The organism is Nitrosopumilus maritimus SCM1 (assembly GCF_000018465.1).
Classification (GTDB): Archaea; Thermoproteota; Nitrososphaeria; order Nitrososphaerales; family Nitrosopumilaceae; genus Nitrosopumilus; species Nitrosopumilus maritimus.
The window spans coordinates 1,244,423-1,268,746 of record NC_010085.1 but is presented as its reverse complement, the minus strand read 5'-3'; the positions used below and the strand labels follow the sequence as shown (position 1 = coordinate 1,268,746).

Below are 24,324 nucleotides of genomic sequence, written 5' to 3'. Positions count from 1 at the left end.
TAATATCATTTGATTAACTACGTTAATCATGACAGATCTTTATCGATTACTTCCTGAGGAAATGGAAAAATTAGTAATTGATATGGGTTATGATAGATACAGAGCAGACCAAATCTTACTTCCACTCTATTACAAATTCCCAAAAGACATTAACGATATTCCTCAACTTCCAAAAAAATTACGAGAAGAATTTACAGAAGCAGGCTACACCATTGGTTCAGCAAAAGAAATTCATCGTGTCGTAAGTGATGATGGTGATACTACTAAATTATTGTTGGAACTATCTGATGGCTCTTCAGTTGAAACTGTTCTAATGCAATACGAGCCAACAAAAATTGGTGGTCATCCAAGATCAACTATCTGTGTTTCAACACAAATAGGGTGTGCAATGGGTTGTGTATTTTGTGCAACTGGACAAATGGGTTTTGAAACAAATCTAAAAGCTGAACACATTGTATCTCAAGTAATTCATTTTGCTGAACTTTTAGAACAACGTGGAGAACATGTTACAAACCTGGTCTTTATGGGAATGGGCGAACCAATGGCAAATTATGATGAAATGATTCGAGCTGTAAAAATTCTAACACATGACAGAGGTTTTGGATTAGGACAAAGACACATTACAATTTCTACTATTGGCATTACATCTGGAATTGAAAAACTAGCTGAAGAAAATCTTCAGATTGGTCTTGCCATTTCGCTTCATGCACCGAACAATGAATTACGAAAAAAACTTGTTCCAACTGCAGGACCTAACTCTGTTGAAGACATCATAAAATCTGGACGAGATTATTTTAAAAAAACTGGACGACGTGTCACATTTGAGTATGCTCTGATGGAAGGAGTCAACGACTCTCCGGAAATTGCTCATGAACTTGCAAGACTTTTGAGAGGAAACGGCTCACACGTCAACATTATTCCAATTAATCCTACTGCTGGTGACTTTAAGCGTCCATCTGAGAAAAATGTCTTAGAATTTGAGCAAATATTGCGAAAATCTGGCGTAAATTGTACTGTACGTGTGGAAAAAGGTACAGAGATCTCAGCTGCCTGTGGACAACTACGAACCGATATTGTAGGTTAATTCCAGTAGACTGTGTTCTAAGTCTTAAAATAGGGCTTTGGAAGGTTTCACACTACATGGCAACTAAGAAATCTTCTGGTCGTTCACATGGATTCAAACACAAATCCAGATCAGTTATGAAAAAAGATGCTCCTAGAGGAGTCTCATTCCTGTTACGTGAATACAAAGAAGGTCAACAAGCACTTGTCATTATAGATCCTAGACAGCACAAAGGATTACCTCACAGAAGATACCACGGCAAAGTCGGTATGATCACAAATGTGGGAAGACGTGCAGTCACTCTAGATGTAAAATTAGGAAACAAATCGAAAACCTTAATCACTAGATTGGACCACATAAAACCATTCGGTGTATAATTATGGAAGAAGTACAAAAGAAACAAGCTATTTCTCTTTCAGAAGTTAAAGAAATCTTAGGCAAAGTTGATCCTGAAGAAATGGACCAAATTCAACGTTGGACCTATGATTATGTTTCAAAATTTGTATCACTTGATCCTAAAGATGCTAAAGAGATGAAGAAAAAACTCATCAAGGAATGTGAATTGACAGAAGACGAAGCTGTTGAAATTGTTAACATTAGACCAACAAGTATGGCAGAATTACGTTCTTTCACCTTTGGTTGGAAAAAATTAATTCTTGCTGAAACTCTAGAAAAAATGCTCAAAATAATCAAGGAGCATTCTTAATTTCTCAGGAGTATTTTATTTTGTATAGGGCCCAATCCCCACCTAGAAAATATGAGGAATATGCATATGTTCTAGATTTTAATCCTAGAGGAAAATCGTCAACTGTAAGAGGAAGAGAAGGAATAATCATCACTGCAATTGGTGAAAACAGATTAACATTATTGGAGATTCTTGGAATAGCAAATTCTACATTTGAAGTTGGTGAGAAAATTTACATCGGAAAGGAAGGTAGAACTAAAGTTGAATCTGTATTGGGCAAGATGGAGTATGAGAAAATTTCTTCATCTGCTCAAACTGAATTACAAAATGTAGTTGAAACTATTGTAACTGAAAATGAATCAAAGTTTGTAGAATATCTAAACAAAGCACAACCACTAACTCCTAGAATACATGCATTGGAATTGATTCCAGGAATTGGTAAAACCTACATGAAGACGATGCTTGAAGAACGAGAAAAGAAACTATTTGAGAGCTATGAAGACTTGCAAGAAAGAGTTGGATTCAAAGAACCAATTAAACACATCACAGAACGAATCATGGATGAAATTACTGGCGAAAGTAGAATGAATCTCTTTGTAAAGAGATGATAAAGCGAAAACTGCTAGGACAACACTTTCTCAACTCACAATTAATTGCAGAATCTATTGTATCTGAGGCTAAAATTACAAAAAATGACATTGTTTATGAGATTGGAACTGGATTAGGCGTGTTAACTCCCCTATTGTGTAAAAAGGCAAAAAAGGTAATCTCAGTTGATGCAGATGAGAATCTAATCAAAAAGGCAAAAAACACATTCTCTGATATTGACAATCTTGTGTTAAAATCAGGTGACGGGTTTAAGAAAAAAGACACGTTTTCTGTGTTTGTATCTAATTTGCCCTATTCTAAAAGTAAAGACGCTATTGAATGGCTAGCTCAGCGCACATTCTCCCATGGAGTAATCATGGTGCAAAAAGAATTTGCACAAAAACTTGTTGCAAAATCAAAAGATCGAAAAGCAATCAGCATTATTGCCACACATGCATTTGATATTGAAAAAATCTCCAATGTTAATAAAAATAATTTTTCTCCTCCACCAAAAGTTGATTCTGTAGTTCTAAAAATAACAAAGAAAACTGATATGGATAAAACACTAATTTCTACAATCAATGAGATCTTTTCGTACAGGCGCAAAACTGTAAAGAACATTCTAAAACAATTCCATAAAGAATCTGATTTGGAGAAACGAGTTGATACCTTGACCGGAGATGAAATAGTAAATCTTGCAAAACAAATTCTCAAAAAATGATGAATATCCTCCATCTGAGGATACTTTTTTCATTGCAGAAAACATTGAAAATGAAAATGGAGAGTATGCACTAGATATTGGAAGTGGTTCTGGATATCTCACAAAATTACTCTCTGAAAATTTCTCTCTAGTTGTTGGAACTGATATTAATTGTGATGTGTTGCAACATCAAAGTTCTTACAAAACTCAGAATTTGATTTGTTGTAACGGTTCAGATGCATTAAAGGTAAAATTTGATTTCATTGTATGTAATTTACCTTATTTGGCTACTGATGAAATCTTGGATATTGCTACAGATGGAGGTGCAGAAGGATTTGAAATTCCAAAAAAAATATTTGATTCGGCAAAAAATAATCTAAAGAAAAATGGCAAGTTTGTTTTTGTAACCTCTTCTCTTTCAAACTATGAAAAACTCATAGATTACGCACAAAAACTAGGCTTGAAAACACGAATTATGGCAAAAAAGAAACTTTTCTTTGAAGAATTAATTCTTGTAGAAGCAATAAACTGATTATTTTCTTAACTTTTCTTTTGCATATGTGATTATTGCATCGGTCATCTGTGTTGTTGATGCATCACCACCAATATCCCATGTTACTGCTTTACCTTCATTGATTACTTGTTCTGTTGCCGCAAAAATTGCATCTCTGACATCTCTTTCACCAAGATAATCTGCCATCCAAGCTCCTGATAACACTGTTGCAGTTGGGTTTACTTTATTTTGTCCTGCAAATTGTGGTGCACTACCATGTGCTGCCTCAAACATTGCATAATTGTCTCCAATATTTGCAGAATAAATCAATCCAATTGAACCTACTAGTGCTGATGCAAGTTCAGAAATAATATCCATAAATAAATTGGTGCTAACCAACACTGCACCATTGAACTGTTCAGTTGCAATCACCATTTGTTGTGCCATGTTGTCAATGTAGATTTCAGATAACTCGATATCTGTTCCTTCAACTGCTTTTTGAGTCTCGTCCCAGAAAATTCCGTCAGTTTGTTTTAGAATATTTCTTTTTGTTACTGCAACCATTTTTTTCATATTGAATTTATTTGCCCAATCTACTGCTGAGTCAATTAATCGTCTGCTGCCTTGCCTTGTAATTTTTCTGATTGCAATTGCTGCATCATCTGTAATTTTTGCCTCTACACCAGTGTATAGTCCTTCAGTTGCCTCTCTAAAACAAACACAATCAAGCTTTCTATCTGGCGTTAGTCTATCATATGTTTTAGTTGGTCTGATATTTGCATAAAGATCAAATTTTTGTCTTAATGTTACTGCAACACTTCTAGGAGCTCCTGGAACTGGAATCGTGGTAGTTGGCCCCTTGAAACAACAGTCAGTTTCTTCTAGAATCTTCATGGTTACATCTGGGATGTATGATGCATCTTTTCTACCATTTTTGTCCCATTGCTCAGAGCCAGCCTCACACAGAATCAATTCTGACTGAAAATTACATTCTTTGAGAACTCTAAGCATTGAATCTACGACTTCAGGTCCAATACCGTCTCCTTTCATTACTGCAGCTTTTTTACTCAAAACTGCAAGTTTTTGAGGAGTTTATTATTTAATTCTACCTTGATTTGAAATGATTCTTACATGTTATCTATAGAGATGATTTAATAGCTATTTTTCAAAATACTCTTTAATGATTATAGTTCAAATATCTGATCTTCATATTGGCTCTCAATTTTTGGAAGAGAAATTTGATGTACTAGTTAGTGAAGTCAATGAGTTGAATCCTGATGTAATTGTAATTACTGGTGATTTGACAAATGAAGGATTAATGAAAGAATATGAAAAATGCAAATCTTTACTGGAAAAATTTAACACAAAAAAAATCATTGCAATTAGTGGGAATCATGATTACAGAAATACTGGTTATCTTTTATTCAAAAAATTCTTTCCATTTCAAACCGTAAATGAATTGGATAATGATGTTGTTTTAGTTACTGTTGGTACTGCGAGACCTGACAGAAATGAAGGTGAAGTTGGTTATAGACAAAATCTTTGGCTTGAAAGAACTATGAAAAAATACAAAGACAAGATAAAGATCGTTGCAATGCATCATCATCTTATTGCAATTCCTGATACGGGCTCTGATCAACTTACTGTAGTTGATGCTGGTGATGTTTTGAGAACTGTACTTGATTCAGAAGTTGATGTTGTTTTATGTGGTCATAAACACAGACCTTGGGCTTGGAATTTTGGAACCTTGACTGTTGTAAATGCAGGTACTGCAACATCTGAAAGAGTACGTGGACTATTTGAAAATACATACAATATTTTGACAATTAAAGACAAACAGGTCAATGTTGACCTGAAAATTGTAGGTGGAAAACGTGTCCCAATTGATGAAATTGTGAAAAATTACAGTCAATTTCATGATGAACTAGACAACGCTTAGAAGAAAATATTCTCCAAAGTTTGACTTATTTACAGATTAATTCTAGCCATCTTTGTGCGGGGATCGCCTAGCCTGGTAGGGCGTGGGATTGCTAATCCCATGTCCGCAAGGACACGGGGGTTCAAATCCCCCTCCCCGCGCCATTAAAACTTAATAGACCGATTCGGGAAGTTTTTTCATGGGACGAAGAAAAACTCAAAAAATTATACGCACAGGTCCTAAAAATGCAACAACTGGAATGTGTCCCGTTTGTAAAACGATTGGAAAAATTTTCATCTTAGGCTCTCCTGGTGAAGAACGTGCAAAGTGCGAAAAATGCCGTCAAGAGTTTGAATTATAGTTAAAGCTGTCAAATACACCTATTATCTTTAATTTTCTGACTATTTCTAATGTTGAAGGTTTACCAAGTTCTAAAGAAATTTGATTCAAAGAAAGATTATGGGTTTGATATTCGTCCACAATATGCTAGATGTTTAGCAGTAATGAAAAAGGGCGAGAGGATTGATTCTAAAGCATTTGCTAAAGAACACAAAAACGAATTTACTCAAAGAAGAAATACTGTGGAGGCAACTTTAGCAGTTGTTTACAAAGCAATTTCGATTGGCAAGAAGATTGGTGTTCTAAAAGAAATTCCAAATGACTCTGTTCCAATACTGTATGATGATTTTTGCAAATTAGAAACTGTATCTTATTTTAGAAGTCAACTGAGGGGTAGTAATCGTAAAAATATCAAATCTGTTACAGATGGAACAAAAGATACCTACACAAGACATCTACATTATTTCAATAATTGGATCTTTGGAAAAACTCTAGAGTATACAGCAGAAGTTCAAACTAGTAAAGACAGTTACAAGAAAGTAACAAAGAAAGTAACTCTAAAGGGAGTTGAACCTTTTCTAAAAATCTTTTCTGAAAGTCATTTTGATAAAAAACCATTTGTAAAATTGATAAAAAGATACTTTTTGGAATCTGATGTTAAATTAAAAAGCAAATCTATGAGAAACAACTCCTTTTTTGCAATAAATGAGTATTTCAAAAAGAATGATGAGCCTATAGGGTTAAGCTTTGATCCTAATGCAGGAATCCAACATGATGATAATGATTCTGAACAAATAATGACATTAGATGAATTTCTAACTATTCTAACAATAGGAAAGCCAAGTTTAACTGAACGAGCTGTATTCCTGTGTAAATTCCAAAGGGGTCTTGATTCCTCTACTCTGGTTGACCGCTTTAATTTTGAGGTTTGGTCAAAACTGGTTGAATCATTTGGAACAGAAGATTATAAAAAATGGGATTTGAAGAAATGCCCAATTCTAATAGAACTAACTAGAGTAAAGACTAATGTATCTCATTTTGGTTTCTTAGATAGAGACGCAGTTTCTGCAATAATTGATTATCTTCCTTACAGAAAAAAAATCACAGGGCAAGAAATGAGTAACAAGAGTGCACTTTTCTTAAATAATTTCCAAAAACCTATCAAAGAAACTTGGATAACCAAAAGTTTTGAGAGAATGCGAAAAAATTCAGGGTTAGATGAAATTTTAAACTCAAAATCAGTAGGAAATGGGTCAAGAAAGAAATACCGAATAACTCCTCATGAAACACGTGATCTTTTGAAATCTGTACTGATAGACTCTGATGTACGATATGATTTGGCTGAAGAGTTCATTGGACACAAGACAAAAGACTCGTATGAAAAACAAGCACATCTGTTTACTGCTACATTGCGAAAAGAGTACATCAAAGCCTCTGGAAGATTGAATATCTTTTCAAAGTTTAAGGAAATTTCCAAGGGTGCTAGTTCAAATGAAGATTTGGAGGCAAAAATTGAGGAAATGAGGTTAAAAATGCAGAAAATGGACAAGAAAATCTCTAGAACCAGTAAACTCAGACGTAAAAAATAACACTTCTATTCATATTTGGATACTTCGCTTGGAAACAACGCCTCTAACACTTCTCTTCCTTCTTTTGGGTCATCCCACTCTTTTGATTTGAAAACTTTCTCATCATGTTTCAAATCATATTCGATGATTTGCTGTTCTTTCTTAGTGAATATGCCTAATGACAAAAATAATTTTGTATAGTAAATTTTGATGTGTAATGAATCATCCGTATCTTCCTCGTCTTTTGAAAATGTTTTGACAAGTTTTATGGCTAGAGAATTTTCATCAAAACCGTATTCATTTTTAATTTCAGTTTCTTTGCCCCTATTTGTAACTAGATTGTTGTTTAATTGAAATATTCTTTTAATGTCTTGTGAATCTAATTTTTCATTTGAGTCTTCTTCTACACAATAAAAATCTCTTAACACTTGCGAAATTATTTTTTGTTCCTTACATGAATCCATCTTCATGTTTTTTGAAAACTGCTTGCTTATTGTATAGTAATATCTTCCAAGAATTTTCAAAAATTCAACTTCAACTTGTGGCATTATTGGTGCCCTCACCAACCCTATGAATACTGCTGAATCTTTTGGGGCTGTTGATTGAATTGTTTTTTTAAGATCTTTTGATACGTTAACTGTGTCTACATAATCATCACTTAGAATTTTTAATGCTTGTAAAAAAGTTGGTGTTAAAATTTTAACACACTCTTCTTTAATCTGTTTTGAGTACTTTCTTTTTGGAGAATTTAGATAGTGAGTCAAAAACACCGAGAGTTCTTTTAAAATGTCATGTCTAGCTCTATGAGACCTTAATGTGATATATGATCTAGATTCTCCAAATGATGTCTTTTCTGAATGAATTATTTCTGAATACAACGAAGTATTGTATGCAAATCCTGTGTCTGGTGGGATTTTTTTGCTATTGTAAACTCCCTTTAGTCTTGGAAGTGGAATAAAACAATCCCCTAACTCTGGGTACTTTTTGATCAAACCAAGTAAATTACAAATTGATTTGAATTTCTTCTTGAGTTTCACTATTGCCTGATTTTCTGGTGTTGGGAAGCAAACCGCGTTGATTTTACCTTTGGGGATCCTCATCTGAATGATGTTTGCTTTCTTTGGATCTGCCATTTCCTTGAAATACTCGTAAAATGTCATTCTGGAAGCAATTCCTTCCTGCTGAAGTATCCTAACAAGCTCATTTTTTGTAATTCCTGTTAACTCGTACTCTGATAGTACCTCGCTAATTTTTTCAAATACGACTTGTTTCTTTGACGCTGTCAATGTGTATAGGTGTATGTATACTTCGTCGAATATAAGGGATTTTTTTCAACTGCTTACATGAGCCAAAGTGCCTTGAAACCAATCGAATACGAATGTGAATGTCTGGAAAAGAAAAAATTCAGAATTGTATTTGATGGAGATTCTACTGGAAATTACATTATAGAATATTGTCAAAAATGTTATGATTCTGATGATAAACAATTTCTAATTTCAACGGAGGTATTACTTTGAATGTAACAGACGAAAGTAACAACCATAGTATTAACAGCCTTTCACCAACACTAAAAGAATTTGCAAAAAAGATACAAAGTAAGAATAGAATGGGTCAAGATGTTTGTGTTAGAGATTTTCCAGAACTAAAAGAAGGCGCATTTAGGCAGAGAATTAAGAGATTAAAAGACAAGGGACTCATCATAACGGTAATCAAAGGAACATTTTGTCATTACAAAATTAAAGGAGAAAATACAGGTAGAACAAAGAGAACTGTAACAAACGAGGGTATGGTGGTCGGCACTAACATGCAAGAGATTATCAATGAAGCAAGCAAACAAGTTCCTACAATACATGACATCAAAATGAATTTCCCTTCAGTACAAATTTACAAAAATGCAATTAAGAAAGGAATGGTTCCAAACAAACACAACAAAGGAATATTCCTTGATTCTTTAACTCTGTCAAAAGACATCTATGCTAAAATTGTAATATATCCAAAAACAATATCTATCGACATTGGTTGTACTTGGGAACCAATAATTTATGATATACGTGGAGCACAAGAATTTCTAGGTCATGTGGAATTTATTCGAGCATACTTGTATGTAGAATTTAAAACAAAAGACATGCCTCATAGTTTGGATTGGATAGTAAATCACTACCATCTAAATCAGGATGGACAAACAGAATTTACAGGTGAACCGTTTAAGAGAACAATTTCTGATATGGTGGGAGGGTTTATCCGAATTTATGCTAAAAAATTCCCAGACAAATCAACTCGGGTACGTTTAGAGCGTATAATCACGCCTAAAACAAGCGTAAAAAATCAAATTGAAGACATGCAAAATGTTGGAAAATATCTACACTCAGAAAAGAGAGACATTTCAAATATTATGCCTTCAGAAATACTCAGCCTAAACCAATTTGCAAAAACAGTTGAAAAAATATCTTCTATGCATAATCCATTACAAGGAGGATTCTTTTCTCTTTAGGTGATTTTATGGTTTACAGACAATATCATGAAGAATGTAACGAAGACTGTACTAGATTAGTTGCATATGTACGGATAGATGGTAAATGGACTCGAATTGGTCACTATGGTTCTGAATGCAAGCAGTTTGAACCACTTGATCTGCAAAAAGAAGAGCAAGAACAATTACAAAAAGAAAAACATAATTCAATAAAATCACAACTAAGAAAAATTAAAGCAGAGAGTAGAGATAGAAGAAAGACTATCGAGAATGAATTGAATATGACAAATTCTTTCTTTAAAGAACAAACTAAATCATATCAATCTGATTCAAAATGATACAGTTTGTAAAATCCAGTAATTTTTAATGGAACTGATTTTTATTTTAGTCACAGTTTTTATACATTTTGTGAGACTTTTGAAATTTCCATACAAGATGTTACAGTATACAATATAAAAAATGTCTAAATGTGATCATTGTTAATTTATTCTATGATATCTTTACACCAACTTTTTGGATGTACTTATTGTGGAAATATTTTTCATATTCATTTACGTAACATACAACGTTGTCCTCATTGTGGTCATGGTCTTAATTATGCACAAAAACTTGAATGGACAATATGATAACTTAACTAGTCATTACAAGATACCATACTCCAATAGCAATTACTGCATATACAATAATTCCAAGTATTCCAAATCTTTGAAAAATTTTGATTATTGCAATGATTGGAAGTATAGTTAACACCAATAAAACAACTGGAATTATCCATGCAGTTTGCTCTACTACTAATGGCTCTAATGCAGGCGAAATCATCTTCAAAATTCCAGCTGGAGTGATGTCGATATTGAATCGCATTAGTATTCCTAGAGAAAATCCTTGAATCACTGCTGTGGGGATTAATCCTGCTGATTTAGCCATAAAATTGATGTAATTTTATGCCTAATGAATACGATGTTGGAATTAATTTATTCTGCATAATACGATTTAAAATTATTTTTTGTAATTCACACAGGAATAGATTCCATCTGCAATATCAGACAATATGTCGTCTCCCTGCTTGAGAAGCTTGACAACTCGCTTATCTCCAATACTGTAAAACCTGTTTTTGCCATCTTTTCTAATCTTCACAAGCCCACATTCTAGTAAACATGATAGGTGATTAGACACATTTGATTGGCTTTGCTTTACTTTTTGAGAAATATCTGTGACCGTCTTTTCTTCATCTATGATGGATTCTAGTATGGATAGTCTTGTCATGTCTCCAAAACCTCGAAACAGTTTTGCTTTTAATTCAAGTTTGTCTGTCTCTTGTTTTAACATATCATTAATTAATGATATGTTATTATTTAACTCTAATTGAATTTGAGAGGTAAAGTTAATGCCAGACGATGATGATTTACCAAAAGATCTTGCTCATATCACACCTGCATACAAACGCGCATTATGGGTTGTCGTTTTAATCAATGTAGGTTACGGGGTTGCCGAAATGATTGGGGGATTCTTGGCAGATTCTCAAGCACTCAAAGCTGACGCACTTGATTTTCTAGGTGACGGGTCAATCACATTTTTAGGATTACTTGCAATAGGATGGGGTCTTAGATTACGTGCTCGCTCAGCTTTACTCCAAGGAATATTCCTTGGTGCAATGGGAATTGCAGTACTTGGATATACAATATATCGCACACAAGTTTTGCATGTTCCAGAAGCTGGAATGATGGGAGTCTTTGGCTTTGGTGCACTTTTGATAAATGTAATTGCAGTTATCATATTGCTTCCACATCGAAAAGGTGACGCAAATGTACGTGCAGTATGGCTCTTTAGTCGCAATGACGCACTTGGCAATATTTTGGTAATAGTTGGTGCAGGTTTTGTATTTTTGACAGGAACATCCTACCCTGATCTTATAGTAGCTGGAATAATTGCAAGTCTCTTTTTACAATCATCATTCTCAATCATTAAGGACGCTAGAAATGATCTAAAACAATCCGAGTCATCATAATTCTCATTACATCATCTGAGAATCATCTGTGAAATATGGTATATACTTTAAATTTAACAAAAACACTATCAATAAAGTATGAAAAGGGCATTATTTTCTGTAATCTTAATTTTCACTATTGCTACAATTTCACTATCGTTACTTTCTGAGCAAGTTATGGCACAAACCATGATGAGTCCAAAACAGCAGATGATGATGGGAACAAATCCAAACCAAATCGTATGTGCTGACGGTAAGGTTCTCATGATGAAAAACATGGGAATGCCTGCGTGTGTTAATCCTGACAGCTATCTGAGATTGGCAGATAGAGGATGGGGTAATTGGGATTTGAACATGATGACAAACGACCCACAACAAATGCAACGTGTAATGAATAGCATGTTAAGCAATCAGCAAACTGGAAAACTTTGGTATGATACTATGGCAAATGATCCTCAGCATTTGCAGACAATGACTGATCAAATGAAAGCAACAATGATGAAAAATCCTCAGATGATGAGTCCGATGATGAACACAATGATGGATAATCCAGAACTACGACAACAGATGATGGATATGATGGCACAACATCAACCAATGATGCAAGCAATGCGAGGAAATAGCACTATGATGGACATGATGATGGGAGGTACAATGAATCATGGAATGATGGGAATGATGAATGATCCTGAACTAAGACAACAGATGATGGATATGATGATGAATAATCAACAGATGATGCAAGACATGATGAACAATGGAATGATGATGAACATGATGAATGGTAAAATGATGATGGGCAACATGATGGGTAATATGATGATGAACAATAACATGATGGGAAACAACATGATGAATGGCAACATGATGGGTTCTGGAATGAACCAAGGCATGATGGGTAACAACATGATGGGTGGTTCTATGATGGGTAACAACATGATGGGCAAAGGAATGATGATGGGCAACATGATGGGAATGAATCACGGTATGATGTCAAATATGAATAACATGAGTGCTATGGGAACTGCAATGAGTGATCCTGAACTAAGACAACAAATGATGTATGACATGATGAATCATCCACAGATGATGTATGACATGATGAACAATAAACAAATGATGAACATGATGAATATGGGAACTATGATGAATAGTAATTGGACTATGAACAACCCCCAAATGATGAACAACATGATGGGTCAGATGATGAATGATCCTCAAGTAATGCAGAACATGCATGACATGATGTTAAACAATCCTTGGCATATGCAGGGAATGATGGGCAACATGATGAGTCCAATGATGAATACCATGATGGATGATCCAGAATTACGTCAACAAATGATGGACAACATGATGATGCACCCTCAGATGATGAACAACATGATGAATAATCAACAGTTTATGCAGACTTTGAATAGTCCGTGAAAAATCTAACTTTAATTCTAGATTTGGATTAGTGTCTATTTTAGTAGCCTTAAAAGTCAGTCATTTAAAGAAAAAGTCAATATTTCCTATGTTAAATTATAGTCTAAAAAGCTAACCTTCGCATCAAATTATTTACCCATAACTTTTTAAGACAATTTTTTCATGATAGATAATCATGAGTTCAGAAGCTGAAACTATCTATGAAAGAGTTGCAAAACTTGAAGATGAAATTGCATTGCTCAGAAGTGAAGTCGACATCCTAAAAAGAGCATTGAGAAACAAAATTGCTCGTCATGAAATCTCAATGATTAAGAAAGGAAACGACATAGATTCTATTATTGATTAATTTTTTGTCTTTATACTTCTAATCAATTCTAAAATAAAATCTACATCTTCTGCATTTGGATTAATTTCCAAATATTTATTCAAATATTTTAAAGCACTATCATAATTTAGCAATCTTTCTTCTAGTATTCCTTTGTCCCTTATGTCATCAGGTGATTCTGGCTCAATTGCTAATACCATATTGACGCAACGTAATGCTTTGTCATAAACAAAAGATTGAACATAGGAATTCTTCAAGTTACGAGTTAGTCTAACCAGAATTTGTTCATGTGTTATCTCGTCTAAAAATTCAGGTTTAAACTCTATCTCTCCACCATAATTTGTATCAAGAATCTCTTGCAAGTCATCAATGTCTAATAATCGTCCATCATAGAATGGGTCTAGTATCATCTCTTCATTGTATTTTACCAGAATATGACTTGGAAATCCTACAATTTTGAGATCCAATCCAATAAACTTTGCTACTTCTGCATAAAGAATCGATATTGTAATTGGCAGTCCTGTTTTTTTATCTATTACTTCGTTTAGAAAATTATTTTTTGGATTGTAATAGTCATCATCATCTCCACTATATCCTAGATTTTCAAAGAGATGTTCATTTAGCATTGATATGAGATATGTTGGATTTTTTACATCACTAATTGACTCTTTAAGAGACATTCCAATTTTGGTGATCTTTTCAATGTGTTTTTCAATATCAAGATCTGGATATTCTAGAATCTGTGCAAACTTGAGACACTTTTCAACTAGATTGAAATTTGGATTTTTTACAAATGAAAACCATTCTGCAACAAATGGATCAAACTCTTTTTCCAATTATTACTGACTCAACTTGCTAAGGTATAGTTGAGGATCTTTGAGTTCTCTAGTATTTGGGGGAATGTCTATGATTTTTTTGAAGGTATTTGAGCCTAGTTTTTCATATATTGCCTTTGTAAAGTCCTTACCCATGCTCTTTCTTACCTGATATGACGAAAAGTCTGTTCCCATGAATGTGGTCAGATAATTCTGAAAGTCTTGATCATCTTTGAGAATATTTTCAATTGCAAATCCTGCCATGCCTTCCATTGCAGTAAATGCTGCATGATGATGTTGTATTGGTGCAAGCCATCTCTTGTAAATGTCTAATAGTTGTGGAATTGCTTCTTTGATTTTCGGGTCCATCTCTACATGTGTGAATGTCATGACATCAGGTCCTATTTGTTCAATTAAGAAATGATCTGGATTCAAAAAGAAAAATAGGTTTGCCCTTTTTGCAAATGGAAAATCATCTGGTACTGTTTGTAATTGACAATATTCAGCTAACATGTTAACAGTTTCTGTATCTAATTCTAGAATAATTCCTGCTAGTTCTTCATTGATTTTGTTTACTTGCATTGCTGCATCCTTGTTAATTTGATGTAACTTTTCTTGTGTGGAGTGAATTAACTCTTCTAACACTGCCATCTTTATTCCACCTGTATATCCAGAATTTACATTCTCAAATCTTGATTCGTATGGCTCTCCTTGTTTATGTAAAATAATTTGTGGATAACGTGATAATATGAATCTGTTAAGGTAAATCACACCATCAAGATAATCTCCATAAGTTGTTGTAATCTTTGAGATGTATTGAATTGCGTAAGTAGAATACACTAAATACTTTGCAGTATCTTTTTTCATTAATTCAGCAATCTTTGCATTATTCTCTTTTGCAACTGCATCAAATAAATCTCTGACAAATTCTTTTGATTCATTATCTGCAAATACCTTTTCTCCTTTGAGTCTCTTCAGATCTTCTAATTCTGGAAACTTGAATTCTATGTTGTTTGGTACTTCAATTCCAAGAAAGTCTTTTATTTTTTCTTTGAACTGAGGTACTACATCCTTTGTAATCTCTTCAATATCTTTGAACTCTACTTTGCCTGCAAGATCTTCTTTGGCCTTAACTGCTAGGCTCGAAATTTCTTTTTCCTCATCAATTTCTACTGATAATTGACCAAATAGTGCTTCTGCAAATTCCTCATATTCGCCCATTTTAGAATTAATCTTGGATTACTACATTTAACATTATCTTGATTTTGCATCAAAGAAATATAGCTTGGAATAATTAATTTCTCATGATTCAATCAAGTCTTGAATTTTTAAGATGTATGAAATGTGGTGCTAAACTTGAACTTGATGTATTTGAATCCAAAAAAGAAATTGAAGAAGGTATTCTTCAATGTAAAAAATGTAATTTAGAATTTCCAATCATACAAAAAATCCCAATAATGTGGAATGATTTCTCAAAGTATCTTTCTTCTAGAAGAATTCTTGGTGGGAAACTCTACAAGTTATCTACAACATCTAAACTCAAGAGTTTTGTAAAAAAATCCCTTAATGCTAAAACCAATGACCGTAGTGATATTGAAGAAAAGTGGGCTAGAATCTATCAAAATAGTGAAACTTCAAAATTTTATTCTACAATAAAGCAGAATTTAGATACTTTACCTTCTTCAAAATTTGTCTTAGAGCATGGTTGCTCTATTGGAATTGTAACTAGTCATTTGGCAAATTCTAATGAATTAGTATTTGGTGTAGACCGTTCGTTTTCTGCAATTCAAATTGCAAAAAAACAATTCAACGACAACTTGGATTATTTTGTAGCTGATTCATTGAGTCCTGTATTTGGTAAATTGCAATTTGATTTAATCTTGGCCCTAAATGTACTAGAAATAATCGAACCAAATGTTTTACTCAAATCAATATCAAAACAAATCACAAAAGGATACTTTGTAATATCTGATCCTTATGATTTTGATAGGGGACCTAGTTCTGTGAAAAATCCTGTAGATGCATCTAGTTTACGCACTGATTTGAAGAATTTAGGATTTAAGATTTCAAATTCTACAAAAAAGCCATCCTACATTCCATGGACTCTTAAACTAAATCCACGAGCAACGCTAAACTACAAAGTAGATTTAATCATGTCACAAAAATCCTAAACTAAATCTTTCCAAACTCCAGTAAACTCGTCACTTGGAACTACGGAGAAAATTTTGATCTTACCTAATGGCTCTAGATGTTGTCTCTTGTCATAATAGGTAAACTCTCCTTCATTTTCTGGATAAAATGTAATTGTATCTTGTTGTCCTGGTTCTAACAAGTCTGTCTGAACATTAAATCCATCAATGTATAGTCTGTGATGTGTTGTTCCATTATTAATTACAGTAAGGACATATGCAAAAGCTGTTCTTGAAATCAATGTTGGGTTGTTGTCTCCTTTGACTCCTTTGATTGCCTGAATTTGTGTTTCTCCATCAATCTCTTGGAATACTACTGTTTGTTCTACTTTTTCAGTCCAAAATATCTCAACATGTCTTATGTTCCCTTGTCCGATAAATCCCACCATTACTATAAGACCCATCACTCCTGAAACTAGTCCTGCAATAATCAAAATTCTGTCATTTTGCTTCACTTTGTATTATGATGCCACTTTTACCCTTAAAGACATTAGATCTTAAAATCAACATGAAAAATGCATAATACTTTCTAAAATTGTGTGCCGGGGGCGGGTTTTGTGAACTTAGTTTGATGCCGCACACTTTTGTTTATAAACAAAATTAATTTTTCTCAAAATAATTTGTATTGAATCAAATTTTGTGTCAAAAAAAGATTCAAACTATTACAACTTAGTATCTGGAACTGTAGGGATTCAAACCAATACTCGTAAAACGAATACTGGTCTGTGAATCAATAAAAAATAAGAGAGTGAGTCCAAAACAAAGATTAGAAGTATTTATGAACCTCATATTTTTAGCTTGAATTATTGAAAGTATTTTTCACCAGACACTTTGATGATCCTACTTGTGATAAATTCACAGAATTTCATGTAGATACTCACAGAACATGGTGGTGTTGCAAACAACTCAAGGAGCATGACAAGCACTTTCAGCTGTGGAATGTAAAGTGGGCAAAATTTCACTTTAAGGATACGAGTGTTGATGGCAACATTGCATTTTTTTCAATGAATTACTGCCCTTACTGCGGTGAGAAGATAGAGTATGAGGAGTTTACAAAATGAACAATTTCAATTATTTTTTCACACCTGTTGGTTCTGGATACAAGAAAAAATTTGCAAGAAATGTTGGTATTGCCGTCTTGATTCTCTTTGCATTTTATGGTGTAATGAACTTGTTTTTAGATACTAATTATGTTGTAGAATCTGAATCAAAGATAACTGACAGTCTAACAATTCCAAATGCAGAAAGAGATGCAAAATTAGCTGCTGGATACAAACTGTATCCTGGTGTGGGTTGGGTGCATTCAGATGATTTTGGAGATCAAAAGCCAATATACAAAACCCATCCTGACAATCCATCTGAATTGATTTTAGATATTGATGCCATGCTGCAATACCAAAAAGTTTTGGACAGTTGTAATGCAACTGGAATTCAACCTAGTATTGGATATATGTATTCAAATGACACTCATATTATTACCAACAGTTCGTGTGAATGGCAAACAATGGAAGAATATGAAAATGAAAACTAAATTCTTGATAATTACATGTATTGCTTTGGGACTGGGCGTATTTACTCTGGCATATGCCCAATCTCAGGAATTCAGTTCTTCTGGAAGAGACTATGTACCCTATACTGAAAATTACAATGTCTCATTTACTCATGATGGGAAAATAGACTATGACTTGTTGATTGCAAAAATAATGCCTGAAATTTTTCAAAAGAATCTGAGAATAGAGCATGATGTGTATATTTCTGTTGAAGACATTGTGCTTAATCGTGGTCCACAACGTGCAATATACCAAGAGTCAAGTTACAACTGCGGATATGTAATTGATTATGCCGATAATCAAGTGTATTGGTTGGAAGCTGCAATTAACAGTACAGACATCCAATACACCAAGATATTTACTGAAACTCCAACTCCAGAATCAATTCACGGACATGTGGTTGATGAATCCAACTATGGATGGTGTTTTGGTCCACTAAAACAACAAGTAGCTGCAATATTTCTTGAAGAAAAATCATACTTTGCTGATGATCAAGAAGCCTTTGTGGCTGCTGCCATAAAACATGAGTTAAGAGGAAATCCAAATCTCAACAACCAAGAGTTTACGGTTGGAAAGTTTAACTTTGATTATGGCGAGAATGTTGTTTCTTTTTGTGGTGAATTTCAAAAGCCAAAGGCTGGTCTGAAATATTTTGGAGGCTCGCTGAAAAATAATGTTCTGACAGATTTTCACTTGGATGACAAATTGTCCCCTTTATGTGCAATGGGAGATGATGCAAAGATACATTCAATCAAAGTTAATCAAAAATCAGACGTTCCTCCAGACCTGCAAGCATGGAAAAATCTCAGAATGGAGACTGTATTCTTAAAGCAAAACTCAATTGAAAAACTCTTGGAGAGAAACTACATGTTTCCTGAAACGATGCGTTACAACATCTTTGAATATTCAGCACCATTTACGATAAACCTCATAGAGTTTGTGCCCGAGGACAGTAATACGATTTGGAATTTTGAGCCAACCGCTTATGATACTTTTGCAAAAATCAGGGTGCCAGAAAATGGCGGAAATTACTATATGATGTACGGGCCTAATGACTGGAATCAGGGTGATCTGTTAAGCGTATTAATTCTAGTTGATGGAATAGAGGTAGATTACAAAGAACAACCATTCATCAGGGCACCTGATGCGCCATATCCTCAACACCACACCGATTATATTTTCAAAGTGCCCACAGACTCATCCTCAATAGAGATGGTCTTGTTTATTGAAAATTATGTTCCTGAAAAAGTAGATGATGATGAATATCAGTATTACACGCCCCGTAACTAAATCAAACTGGATCTTTTCACATCTGATTGGGACTTTTTTTGAGATACAACATGTATGGAAATGAGAAATTCAAACCCATAACAAACTCCATTCAAGTTCTGTATCCTTTGGTTTTTCTTTTAGCACGCAGATGTGTTCTGCAACAAGGACATTGAACTCCATCATATTCAAGATATGTGTCACAAGAAGTACATCTCTTCACGCCAATCTTGTACCTCTTGGTCTCTGAGCGAAATCTCTCACAAATTCCCCTACATGCCATTCTATGGCACCAAAAGACCTTTGCATTTGGGACAGGAATCCCTTGACTTTGTCATTGGATATATTGTGTAGATGCTCCCACACAAAACACAGATTTTCAAAGATGTTAACTTGCTCATTTTTTTACACTTTGATTTTTAGTCAACGCGATTGTCGGTTCCAGTTTTGCGACGTTTATCTCTGCGTCCTTGATCAAGCTCTGATATAGTGTAACAACATGTCCATTGTCTGCGAAATCTGATTTTTCATACATTAGTGAGCATTCTTTGAGACTGGATATTCTATTGTATACTGAGCTTAGTGGGATTTTTGTCTCCTTTGAAATATCCTGAGCACGTTTTGGCTTTTTTATAATTGCAAACAAAATGTGTCTTGATTCCAAGTTTGCAAGTTCACTGAAAATTTTGTGAGAAATATCGTATTTTTCTACAAGTAATGGTGTTATTTTTTTTGCCATCCAAACTTGAGCAAAAATAAATCAGATATAAAAAAACTAGACATTCCAATTCTCTAGAATATGACTGCAAAATGAAATTTGATTTTAACAAAGAAAACATTAACACAGTTTACTCGAAGTTATGCCAATAGCAACTTCCATGTGGATGAACCTTGAATTGTGTTAATGCTTTCTCTGGATCAAACCTTGCTTGCAAAAAAGTGTCAGGGTAAGAAAACATGGTTTGAACATGTTTTGATGTATAGTAATTGTAATAAAATAGATGATTATTTTCTTTTTCTATTCTAGAGTTTTGACATAACAAACTGTATCATACCATTACAATCATCTCTATCTTTAATTTCAAATTTGCATATGGTGTATCATGTATGATCAACTAAAACCATGGGTTATAGTAAGCTCAATTGGAGATGATGCCTCAGAGAAAGACATTGAGAGAATTAGACCAAAAATCATATCACTGGTGGATGACTGGCAGTCATCAAAGGGCACAATGTGGTCTGGTTCTTTTAACAACCAGCCAAGCAGTATGGCAGTTTTTGAAGCAACAGAACAAGATGCAAAAAAATTCTATGCGGAATATTCCAAAGAATGTGATGGAGTTCTAGTACATCACATGTATCAGTGGGATGCAATGCCTATTCTTTCAGTTTTATCAAAATAATTGAAAGATTTTTTTATTTTTTGTACAAAAATGGATGTGATTTTTTTTGAATTCTTTTCCTCCCAAAATAAGACTCCATACTTCTACTAGTATGATTACATCGAAATATCTTTTAATTGACGAATTATGGTTTTTTGTATGATTGATTATTACAAGTATCTACAATGTCCAAAGTGTAAAGAATCGGGGCTATACTGCACCACTCATAGAAAAGAAGTAGAAAAGATACTTGAAAATGAAAATTAATTTTATTCCTAAAAACAGTTCAATCTAATGGGATTCAGACCAATATTCATAAAACAATTATTGATCTGTGAACCATTATGCGATTCAACAAAAAAGAAAAAATTAGTTGCTTCCTATGTGGAAGACAACGTGAACTGATGCTGTGACATCTTGTTCTGATGAGAACAGCTGTGTTGAACTGCTCTTCATTGCTGCATCAAAGACCATATTGCTGCCGCTAAATACTGGATATGGTGTTGGAATTCCAAATTCAGAAACAGAGATGCTCTTTACACCAATTATTTTCTGGTCAAGTGGAGCTAATACATTTTTGGCCTTTTCCTGTGCATTGATTACGGCCTGCTCAAGAAGCTGGTCTTTGAGACTCATCTGGGTTTCAGTAGACAGTGAATAGTAAACAGAGTCTACTTTGTTTGCGCCTGCATTAACTGATGCGTCAATGATTGATGCTGCCAAGTCAAGACTCTTTGTCTCTACTGTGACGATGTTGGATGCCTCGTATCCTACAAGCGTTCTTGTGTCTCTGTCACGTGTTTCATCGTAAACGTATTCGTACTGTGGACGAATGTTTAGTGATGACGTGCTGATTTCTGATTCAGAAATGCCCACGCTCTTTAAGGCCTGTAGTATTTTGCTCATCTGGGCAGAATTTGCAGTCAGTGCATCATTTGCAGTATCGCCTTTGGTCTCCAGTCCCAATCGAATTGTTAGAAGATCAGGATCTGTGGAAATCATTCCTATTCCTACAACGTCAATGGTTTTTTCAAAAGATAGCATTGATGTTGGCTTTTGTGCATCTGCCTCTGATGATACGGCAGTTGCAGACACTGCAACTACCAATACAGAAAGCATTACAACTGTTAGTTGTTTTTTATTCATGATGTGTGTGGGTGAATTTTGATTATAACGTTTGATTAAATTTGGATTTAACAAGAAGTCTTAATAATACACTAGTGCCCACACTTTTTTTATGGATTCCGATGAACCAAACATTTCTGACAAGGTTGACATTATATCAACAGAAGACGACAGACTAAAAGTTATCGGAGAAATACTATCATCTGATTCTAGCAGAAAAATACTGCAATTATTGTTTAATCAATCCTTTACTGCAAATCAGCTTGCACAAAAAACAGAACTGTCCTTGCCGCTTGTAATACACCATTTAAAAAAAATGCAGTCAGTTGGAGTGGTAAAAATAACAAACGTGGGAAAAAATTCAAAATCACACGACATGAAGTTCTACATTGTTGACAAAGTCGCACTTGTAATACTTCCAAACGCAATGTCCCAGCCCGCAAAAAAGAGCAAATCTTTGTTTAACTCATTTAACAGAATTCACAGACTGGCTACACTTGGCGGAGTGTCTGTTGCTGCGTGGTTCACATCACAATTCATGCAAAAGACATCAACAGTTTCTAGTCCAAGCCAGCCTGCTCCATCATCTGCACCGTTCATGTCAAGAAGTGCGGATTCAGAAATGACTGCACGGGTACCTGCAGGAAACATGGAATCTTCTGGAGCAGATTCTGCTGTAATGACAGGAGATGTGGCAGTTGATGTTTTCTTGTCTGTGATTGTGGTCCTTGCAATAGTTGTAATCGGGCTTGGAATTGAAGTTGCATTAAAGTCTAGAAAAAATAGATAAATGAAATATTGATGGGCAGAATTCCTGCCACAAACTTGTCATCAGACGATGTAATAATTACTGGTAATTTCTACAGTTGACAAACGTATATCTTAATTCTCTTCTGTCGTATCTCATGCAAGATACTGCTGTGGCAAAAAACAATAAAAGATATGACAAATTCCAAAAATACATGAAAAATAATTTTTTGGTATTTAGCTTTTCACTATTTAGTTTGGTTGCTGTATTGGCGGTTTCTCTTGTGTCGTATTCGTATGCAGATGATGTCAGGATACATGAAAAACATATTCCATACAACAATGTATGTGCACCAGGATTTGCATCTCTTGGGGACCTCTGTGTACTAAATGACAGATGCGGTCCAAGTGTCTATGCTGGAAAGGTTTGTGTGATGGATGGTGTCAAACAACCATACCTTAGACCCACTCAGCAAGGAAATGCTGGAATTGCAGCTTCTGATGTAATATGTGCAGAAGGATTGAATCTGATCTTCAAGTCTCGTGACGCCTCCCCTGCATGTGTCACTCCTGATTCTGCAGATAAACTTGAACAACGCGGATGGCAAACACAGTATCCTGTAATTGCATGTACACTAGAATATGCCCCCGTATGTGGAATTGACGGAAAGACATATGGCAACAAATGTGCCATAGACTCAAGTCACGTTGCAGTCAAACATGCAGGAGAATGTTCTGATGTAATTCCAACGGAATTTGAATTAGATGAAACTGTGTTACAACACACTCTGGTTCCTATTCAAACTGATCCTGATAAGGGATATGCTGTTCTAGAAATTGCTGATGGTGTATACTGGCTAGTTGGAAGTGGCTACCAGACAATGTTTCTAACTACCGGACAAGGAGTTGTTGCAGTTGATGCACCGCAACCTATAGGCGAAAAGTATCTTAGTGCAATAGATGAGGTAACTGATGAACCCATTACTCATATGATCTACTCGCATCATCATCAAGACCACACTGGTGCAGCTGGAGAAATATTTTCCCAAGATATTACATACATATCACACAAAGATGCTGCAGATGAATTAAAATCTGAAAATAATCCTGACAGGCCTATTCCAACTCAAATCCTAGAAGGAGACTTTAACACTCTTGAAATTGGCAACAAAACTATCGAGTTTTACAATCTTGGTGACTTTCATTCCAAAGGTAATTTGTTAATTCTACTTCCTAACTATAAGGTTGCAATGCTAGTTGACCTTTTGCGTCCTGCAGAGTCCCCATATCGTGCATTTGGAGTTACTCCTGATATTGATCTTTACTTGGATACACATGACACATTACAAAATTATGATTTTGAGGTTTTGATTTCAGGTCACACAAATCTTCTTGCAACAAAAGACCACATCAAAACAAACAAACAGTTTACACAAAGCGTCATGGATAACGCACAACTGGGACTAGATTCTGTTGATTCTGAAGCATTGGATGTTTGTACAACACTTACCATTGAACAATGGGAAGGCAAACTTGGAAATCTTGATGCATTCATGGATGATCATTGCAATGCCATGATTGAATACCTGACGCAATAACATGTGATATTAAACAGGATTAAACTAGTCTGCAAAATAGTTTTAATCTTTTAGGATTCAAACACATACTTACAAAATAACATTTGGT

31 protein-coding genes and 1 tRNA gene are annotated in these 24,324 nt (G+C 34.5%); 23 read left to right on the top strand and 9 right to left on the bottom strand.

Annotated elements, in window-relative coordinates; genetic code table 11:
- Nucleotides 1-28: 28 nt before the first annotated feature.
- Genes rlmN through NMAR_RS07400 form a run of 6 tightly spaced genes read left to right on the top strand, consistent with a single transcriptional unit; the run spans nt 29 to nt 3,568 of the window.
- Complete coding sequence (gene rlmN / locus NMAR_RS07425) at nt 29-1,084, top strand: dual-specificity RNA methyltransferase RlmN (RefSeq protein WP_012215768.1); 1,056 nt, start codon at nt 29-31, stop codon at nt 1,082-1,084.
- 56 nt (nt 1,085-1,140) lie between these two features.
- On the top strand, nt 1,141-1,440 hold the full coding sequence (locus NMAR_RS07420) for a 50S ribosomal protein L21e (RefSeq protein WP_012215767.1): 300 nt from the start codon (nt 1,141-1,143) through the stop codon (nt 1,438-1,440).
- Between the two features lie 2 nt (nt 1,441-1,442).
- Complete coding sequence (locus NMAR_RS07415; protein ID WP_012215766.1) at nt 1,443-1,769, top strand: RNA polymerase Rpb4; 327 nt, start codon at nt 1,443-1,445, stop codon at nt 1,767-1,769.
- 20 nt (nt 1,770-1,789) lie between these two features.
- Nucleotides 1,790-2,356 carry a DUF655 domain-containing protein gene (locus NMAR_RS07410; protein WP_012215765.1) on the top strand — a complete coding sequence of 189 codons (567 nt, stop codon included), beginning with the start codon at nt 1,790-1,792 and terminating at the stop codon, nt 2,354-2,356.
- A complete protein-coding gene (locus tag NMAR_RS07405; protein ID WP_012215764.1) occupies nt 2,353-3,057 on the top strand; it encodes a ribosomal RNA small subunit methyltransferase A in 705 nt (234 codons plus the stop codon). The genes NMAR_RS07410 and NMAR_RS07405 overlap by 4 nt, the downstream gene beginning before the upstream one ends.
- Nucleotides 3,032-3,568 (top strand): HemK2/MTQ2 family protein methyltransferase, encoded by a 537-nt coding sequence (locus NMAR_RS07400; RefSeq protein WP_012215763.1) that lies wholly within the window; start codon nt 3,032-3,034, stop codon nt 3,566-3,568. Before NMAR_RS07405 ends, NMAR_RS07400 begins: the two co-directional genes overlap by 26 nt.
- Here the strand turns inward: NMAR_RS07400 and NMAR_RS07395 are convergent, their stop codons facing one another.
- Nucleotides 3,569-4,600, bottom strand: a complete 1,032-nt coding sequence (locus NMAR_RS07395) for an isocitrate/isopropylmalate dehydrogenase family protein (RefSeq protein ID WP_012215762.1) — start codon at nt 4,598-4,600, stop codon at nt 3,569-3,571.
- Between the two features lie 109 nt (nt 4,601-4,709).
- Here NMAR_RS07395 and NMAR_RS07390 point away from each other — a divergent pair, with 109 nt between their 5' ends.
- The 4 genes from NMAR_RS07390 (at nt 4,710) to NMAR_RS07380 (ending at nt 7,375) form a co-directional block, all read left to right on the top strand.
- Nucleotides 4,710-5,468 (top strand): metallophosphoesterase family protein, encoded by a 759-nt coding sequence (locus NMAR_RS07390; RefSeq protein ID WP_012215761.1) that lies wholly within the window; start codon nt 4,710-4,712, stop codon nt 5,466-5,468.
- A 56-nt stretch (nt 5,469-5,524) separates the two neighbouring features.
- A tRNA-Ser gene (locus NMAR_RS07385) sits at nt 5,525-5,611 on the top strand.
- A 35-nt stretch (nt 5,612-5,646) separates the two neighbouring features.
- Nucleotides 5,647-5,808 carry a hypothetical protein gene (locus NMAR_RS09825; RefSeq protein ID WP_014963771.1) on the top strand — a complete coding sequence of 54 codons (162 nt, stop codon included), beginning with the start codon at nt 5,647-5,649 and terminating at the stop codon, nt 5,806-5,808.
- Nucleotides 5,809-5,857: 49 nt separating this feature from the next.
- Nucleotides 5,858-7,375: a tyrosine-type recombinase/integrase gene (locus tag NMAR_RS07380; RefSeq protein WP_012215760.1), complete on the top strand. Its 1,518-nt coding sequence runs from the start codon at nt 5,858-5,860 to the stop codon at nt 7,373-7,375.
- Between the two features lie 5 nt (nt 7,376-7,380).
- Here NMAR_RS07380 and NMAR_RS07375 read toward each other — a convergent pair whose 3' ends face one another.
- Entirely contained in the window at nt 7,381-8,640 is a 1,260-nt protein-coding gene (locus NMAR_RS07375; protein ID WP_012215759.1) for a hypothetical protein, read from the bottom strand.
- A gap of 57 nt (nt 8,641-8,697) precedes the next feature.
- Here NMAR_RS07375 and NMAR_RS09820 point away from each other — a divergent pair, with 57 nt between their 5' ends.
- From NMAR_RS09820 to NMAR_RS07365, 3 genes are read left to right on the top strand one after another with little or no spacing between them, the layout of a single operon-like run.
- On the top strand, nt 8,698-8,871 hold the full coding sequence (locus NMAR_RS09820; protein ID WP_187146530.1) for a hypothetical protein: 174 nt from the start codon (nt 8,698-8,700) through the stop codon (nt 8,869-8,871).
- Complete coding sequence (locus NMAR_RS07370; RefSeq protein WP_012215758.1) at nt 8,868-9,845, top strand: hypothetical protein; 978 nt, start codon at nt 8,868-8,870, stop codon at nt 9,843-9,845. The genes NMAR_RS09820 and NMAR_RS07370 overlap by 4 nt, the downstream gene beginning before the upstream one ends.
- Before the next feature lie 8 nt (nt 9,846-9,853).
- Nucleotides 9,854-10,162 (top strand): hypothetical protein, encoded by a 309-nt coding sequence (locus NMAR_RS07365; RefSeq protein ID WP_012215757.1) that lies wholly within the window; start codon nt 9,854-9,856, stop codon nt 10,160-10,162.
- A 292-nt stretch (nt 10,163-10,454) separates the two neighbouring features.
- Here NMAR_RS07365 and NMAR_RS07360 read toward each other — a convergent pair whose 3' ends face one another.
- Nucleotides 10,455-10,748, bottom strand: a complete 294-nt coding sequence (locus tag NMAR_RS07360) for a hypothetical protein (RefSeq protein WP_012215756.1) — start codon at nt 10,746-10,748, stop codon at nt 10,455-10,457.
- Between the two features lie 72 nt (nt 10,749-10,820).
- Nucleotides 10,821-11,150, bottom strand: coding sequence for an ArsR/SmtB family transcription factor (locus NMAR_RS07355; RefSeq protein WP_012215755.1), 330 nt, complete (start codon nt 11,148-11,150; stop codon nt 10,821-10,823).
- Nucleotides 11,151-11,208: 58 nt separating this feature from the next.
- Between NMAR_RS07355 and NMAR_RS07350 the strand changes: the two genes are divergently transcribed.
- The 3 genes from NMAR_RS07350 to NMAR_RS09815 all read left to right on the top strand — a co-directional run bounded on the left by NMAR_RS07350 (nt 11,209) and on the right by NMAR_RS09815 (nt 13,582).
- Nucleotides 11,209-11,829 carry a cation efflux transmembrane domain-containing protein gene (locus NMAR_RS07350; protein WP_012215754.1) on the top strand — a complete coding sequence of 207 codons (621 nt, stop codon included), beginning with the start codon at nt 11,209-11,211 and terminating at the stop codon, nt 11,827-11,829.
- Between the two features lie 78 nt (nt 11,830-11,907).
- Entirely contained in the window at nt 11,908-13,236 is a 1,329-nt protein-coding gene (locus tag NMAR_RS07345) for a hypothetical protein (RefSeq protein ID WP_012215753.1), read from the top strand.
- A 175-nt stretch (nt 13,237-13,411) separates the two neighbouring features.
- Nucleotides 13,412-13,582, top strand: a complete 171-nt coding sequence (locus NMAR_RS09815) for a hypothetical protein (RefSeq protein WP_012215752.1) — start codon at nt 13,412-13,414, stop codon at nt 13,580-13,582.
- On the opposite strand, the gene NMAR_RS07340 is transcribed toward NMAR_RS09815, so the two are convergent.
- Entirely contained in the window at nt 13,579-14,397 is an 819-nt protein-coding gene (locus tag NMAR_RS07340) for a SirB1 family protein (protein ID WP_012215751.1), read from the bottom strand. The genes NMAR_RS09815 and NMAR_RS07340 overlap by 4 nt on opposite strands.
- 3 nt (nt 14,398-14,400) lie before the next feature.
- On the bottom strand, nt 14,401-15,597 hold the full coding sequence (locus NMAR_RS07335) for a hypothetical protein (RefSeq protein ID WP_012215750.1): 1,197 nt from the start codon (nt 15,595-15,597) through the stop codon (nt 14,401-14,403).
- A gap of 83 nt (nt 15,598-15,680) precedes the next feature.
- On the opposite strand from NMAR_RS07335, the gene NMAR_RS07330 reads away from it, so the two are divergent.
- Complete coding sequence (locus tag NMAR_RS07330) at nt 15,681-16,547, top strand: methyltransferase domain-containing protein (protein WP_012215749.1); 867 nt, start codon at nt 15,681-15,683, stop codon at nt 16,545-16,547.
- Here NMAR_RS07330 and NMAR_RS07325 read toward each other — a convergent pair.
- Entirely contained in the window at nt 16,544-17,020 is a 477-nt protein-coding gene (locus NMAR_RS07325) for a cupredoxin domain-containing protein (protein WP_012215748.1), read from the bottom strand. The genes NMAR_RS07330 and NMAR_RS07325 overlap by 4 nt on opposite strands.
- Nucleotides 17,021-17,371: 351 nt before the next feature.
- On the opposite strand from NMAR_RS07325, the gene NMAR_RS07320 reads away from it, so the two are divergent.
- Genes NMAR_RS07320 through NMAR_RS07310 form a run of 3 tightly spaced genes read left to right on the top strand, consistent with a single transcriptional unit; the run spans nt 17,372 to nt 19,405 of the window.
- A complete protein-coding gene (locus tag NMAR_RS07320; protein WP_012215747.1) occupies nt 17,372-17,626 on the top strand; it encodes a hypothetical protein in 255 nt (84 codons plus the stop codon).
- Entirely contained in the window at nt 17,623-18,096 is a 474-nt protein-coding gene (locus NMAR_RS07315) for a hypothetical protein (protein ID WP_148680203.1), read from the top strand. Before NMAR_RS07320 ends, NMAR_RS07315 begins: the two co-directional genes overlap by 4 nt.
- Nucleotides 18,086-19,405 carry a hypothetical protein gene (locus NMAR_RS07310; protein WP_238523167.1) on the top strand — a complete coding sequence of 440 codons (1,320 nt, stop codon included), beginning with the start codon at nt 18,086-18,088 and terminating at the stop codon, nt 19,403-19,405. The genes NMAR_RS07315 and NMAR_RS07310 overlap by 11 nt, the downstream gene beginning before the upstream one ends.
- A 376-nt stretch (nt 19,406-19,781) precedes the next feature.
- Here NMAR_RS07310 and NMAR_RS07305 read toward each other — a convergent pair whose 3' ends face one another.
- Nucleotides 19,782-20,123: a helix-turn-helix domain-containing protein gene (locus NMAR_RS07305; RefSeq protein ID WP_012215745.1), complete on the bottom strand. Its 342-nt coding sequence runs from the start codon at nt 20,121-20,123 to the stop codon at nt 19,782-19,784.
- A 364-nt stretch (nt 20,124-20,487) separates the two neighbouring features.
- On the opposite strand from NMAR_RS07305, the gene NMAR_RS07300 reads away from it, so the two are divergent.
- Entirely contained in the window at nt 20,488-20,787 is a 300-nt protein-coding gene (locus NMAR_RS07300; protein ID WP_012215744.1) for a hypothetical protein, read from the top strand.
- Nucleotides 20,788-21,135: 348 nt separating this feature from the next.
- On the opposite strand, the gene NMAR_RS07295 is transcribed toward NMAR_RS07300, so the two are convergent.
- Nucleotides 21,136-21,912 (bottom strand): SIMPL domain-containing protein, encoded by a 777-nt coding sequence (locus tag NMAR_RS07295; protein WP_012215743.1) that lies wholly within the window; start codon nt 21,910-21,912, stop codon nt 21,136-21,138.
- Nucleotides 21,913-22,003: 91 nt separating this feature from the next.
- On the opposite strand from NMAR_RS07295, the gene NMAR_RS07290 reads away from it, so the two are divergent.
- Both NMAR_RS07290 and NMAR_RS07285 read left to right on the top strand, forming a co-directional pair.
- Nucleotides 22,004-22,681 (top strand): ArsR/SmtB family transcription factor, encoded by a 678-nt coding sequence (locus NMAR_RS07290; protein ID WP_012215742.1) that lies wholly within the window; start codon nt 22,004-22,006, stop codon nt 22,679-22,681.
- A gap of 115 nt (nt 22,682-22,796) precedes the next feature.
- Nucleotides 22,797-24,236: an MBL fold metallo-hydrolase gene (locus tag NMAR_RS07285; protein ID WP_012215741.1), complete on the top strand. Its 1,440-nt coding sequence runs from the start codon at nt 22,797-22,799 to the stop codon at nt 24,234-24,236.
- Nucleotides 24,237-24,324 lie beyond the last annotated feature (88 nt).

What these genes read in the sequence shown, in the direction of transcription:
- rlmN (WP_012215768.1), top strand. Translation starts at nt 29, where the DNA reads ATGACAGATCTTTATCGATTACTTCCTGAGGAAATGGAAAAATTAGTA.
- NMAR_RS07420 (WP_012215767.1), top strand. Translation starts at nt 1,141, where the DNA reads ATGGCAACTAAGAAATCTTCTGGTCGTTCACATGGATTCAAACACAAA.
- NMAR_RS07415 (WP_012215766.1), top strand. Translation starts at nt 1,443, where the DNA reads ATGGAAGAAGTACAAAAGAAACAAGCTATTTCTCTTTCAGAAGTTAAA.
- NMAR_RS07405 (WP_012215764.1), top strand. Translation starts at nt 2,353, where the DNA reads ATGATAAAGCGAAAACTGCTAGGACAACACTTTCTCAACTCACAATTA.
- NMAR_RS07390 (WP_012215761.1), top strand. Translation starts at nt 4,710, where the DNA reads ATGATTATAGTTCAAATATCTGATCTTCATATTGGCTCTCAATTTTTG.
- NMAR_RS09825 (WP_014963771.1), top strand. Translation starts at nt 5,647, where the DNA reads ATGGGACGAAGAAAAACTCAAAAAATTATACGCACAGGTCCTAAAAAT.
- NMAR_RS07380 (WP_012215760.1), top strand. Translation starts at nt 5,858, where the DNA reads ATGTTGAAGGTTTACCAAGTTCTAAAGAAATTTGATTCAAAGAAAGAT.
- NMAR_RS09820 (WP_187146530.1), top strand. Translation starts at nt 8,698, where the DNA reads ATGAGCCAAAGTGCCTTGAAACCAATCGAATACGAATGTGAATGTCTG.
- NMAR_RS07365 (WP_012215757.1), top strand. Translation starts at nt 9,854, where the DNA reads ATGGTTTACAGACAATATCATGAAGAATGTAACGAAGACTGTACTAGA.
- NMAR_RS07360 (WP_012215756.1), bottom strand. Translation starts at nt 10,748, where the DNA reads ATGGCTAAATCAGCAGGATTAATCCCCACAGCAGTGATTCAAGGATTT.
- NMAR_RS07355 (WP_012215755.1), bottom strand. Translation starts at nt 11,150, where the DNA reads ATGTTAAAACAAGAGACAGACAAACTTGAATTAAAAGCAAAACTGTTT.
- NMAR_RS07350 (WP_012215754.1), top strand. Translation starts at nt 11,209, where the DNA reads ATGCCAGACGATGATGATTTACCAAAAGATCTTGCTCATATCACACCT.
- NMAR_RS07345 (WP_012215753.1), top strand. Translation starts at nt 11,908, where the DNA reads ATGAAAAGGGCATTATTTTCTGTAATCTTAATTTTCACTATTGCTACA.
- NMAR_RS09815 (WP_012215752.1), top strand. Translation starts at nt 13,412, where the DNA reads ATGAGTTCAGAAGCTGAAACTATCTATGAAAGAGTTGCAAAACTTGAA.
- NMAR_RS07335 (WP_012215750.1), bottom strand. Translation starts at nt 15,597, where the DNA reads ATGGGCGAATATGAGGAATTTGCAGAAGCACTATTTGGTCAATTATCA.
- NMAR_RS07330 (WP_012215749.1), top strand. Translation starts at nt 15,681, where the DNA reads ATGATTCAATCAAGTCTTGAATTTTTAAGATGTATGAAATGTGGTGCT.
- NMAR_RS07315 (WP_148680203.1), top strand. Translation starts at nt 17,623, where the DNA reads ATGAACAATTTCAATTATTTTTTCACACCTGTTGGTTCTGGATACAAG.
- NMAR_RS07310 (WP_238523167.1), top strand. Translation starts at nt 18,086, where the DNA reads ATGAAAACTAAATTCTTGATAATTACATGTATTGCTTTGGGACTGGGC.
- NMAR_RS07305 (WP_012215745.1), bottom strand. Translation starts at nt 20,123, where the DNA reads ATGGCAAAAAAAATAACACCATTACTTGTAGAAAAATACGATATTTCT.
- NMAR_RS07300 (WP_012215744.1), top strand. Translation starts at nt 20,488, where the DNA reads ATGTATGATCAACTAAAACCATGGGTTATAGTAAGCTCAATTGGAGAT.
- NMAR_RS07295 (WP_012215743.1), bottom strand. Translation starts at nt 21,912, where the DNA reads ATGAATAAAAAACAACTAACAGTTGTAATGCTTTCTGTATTGGTAGTT.
- NMAR_RS07290 (WP_012215742.1), top strand. Translation starts at nt 22,004, where the DNA reads ATGGATTCCGATGAACCAAACATTTCTGACAAGGTTGACATTATATCA.
- NMAR_RS07285 (WP_012215741.1), top strand. Translation starts at nt 22,797, where the DNA reads ATGCAAGATACTGCTGTGGCAAAAAACAATAAAAGATATGACAAATTC.